This is a genomic window from Paenimyroides viscosum (assembly GCF_003858535.1).
Lineage (GTDB): Bacteria > Bacteroidota > Bacteroidia > Flavobacteriales > Flavobacteriaceae > Flavobacterium > Flavobacterium viscosum.
In genome coordinates this window covers 1-1,262 of the sequence record NZ_RQTJ01000082.1, presented here as the reverse complement: position 1 = coordinate 1,262, position 1,262 = coordinate 1, and the positions used below count along the sequence as shown (strand labels likewise).

Sequence of the window (1,262 nt, the reverse complement as noted above, 5' to 3'; positions counted from 1 at the left end):
TGGATATACTAACTTAGCTTCTAGTTAAAGTTAAGCATAAAATCTTATTTTTGACGTATGAAAAAAGGAAGAAAACTTTATGATTCAGCTTTTAAATCGAAAGCAGTTGCATTAAGCAACGAAAGAGCTAATATTTCTGAATTAGCCAGAGAACTTGGTATTAAAGTTACTTTGCTTTACAAATGGCGAAAAGAACACGAGAAGTTCGGTGAAGGGAGTTTTCCTGGCAATGGAACCTTAAAGTTAACACCAGAGCAAGAGAAGATTCGTTTACTTGAAAAACAACTAAAAGACGCTGAATTAGAACGAGATATATTAAAAAAAGCAATCAGCATTTTTTCCAAGAGCGATCGATGAAATATAGATTTATTAAAAATCATGAACACGAGTTTCCGATTGAAAAGATGTGTGAGGTTTTAGAGGTTCATTCAAGTAGTTACTATAAATGGAAAGCCAGACCGGCTTCAAAAAGAGCACTTATGAAAGACAAAATAAAACAGCAAATAACGTCCATTTATTTTGCCTCAAAGCAACGTTATGGCAGTCCGCGAATTACTGCTGAGTTAAATGCTATGGGTTATAAAATTTCACGTGTTACTGTTGCTAAGTATATGAAAGAGCTTGGTTTAAGAAGTAAATTAAGTAAGAAATTTAAAGTTACCACAGATTCAAAACACAATTATTTAATTGTTGACAATGTACTTAATCGGAACTTTGCTCCAACCGAACCTTCACAAGTTTGGGTGTCCGACATCACTTATATTCAAACCAAAGAAGGTTTTGTTTATCTGACATCTTTAATAGATTTGTACGATAGAAAGATGATTGGATGGAGTTTAAGCAATACCATGAGTACCGCTGACACAACACTTGCCGCCTGGCGAATGGCAATAAAAAACAGACCTGTAAAAAAGGGATTAATTTTCCATTCCGATCAAGGAGTGCAATATGCCACAAAGAAATTTACCAATGTATTGGAATCTTATGGTGTAATCCGAAGTATGTCCCGAAAGGGGAACTGTTGGGATAACGCTGTAGCGGAAAGCTTCTTTAAATCACTAAAAACCGAGTTAATATACGGTAACAAGCTTGTAACAAAGGAACAAATGAAAATAGATGTTTTTGAATATATAGAAATATGGTACAATAAAAAAAGAAGGCACCGTGCACTGAATTACAAAACAATAGAAGAGTTTAATAATCAAAATCAATTTTACAAAAATGTCGCTTAACTTAAACTGTAATTTTTATTTGCATATCCA

General features: G+C 33.5%; 1 protein-coding gene. It reads left to right on the top strand.

The window, feature by feature from the left end; translation table 11 throughout:
* Positions 1 to 57 precede the first annotated feature (57 nt).
* Positions 58 to 1,232 (top strand): IS3 family transposase gene (locus EG242_RS14770; protein WP_235831932.1). Its coding sequence is split into 2 segments (ribosomal slippage): positions 58 to 325 and positions 325 to 1,232, totalling 1,176 coding nucleotides; the frame shifts between segments, so codons are not numbered across the junction.
* The last annotated feature ends 30 nt before the right edge of the window (positions 1,233 to 1,262 follow it).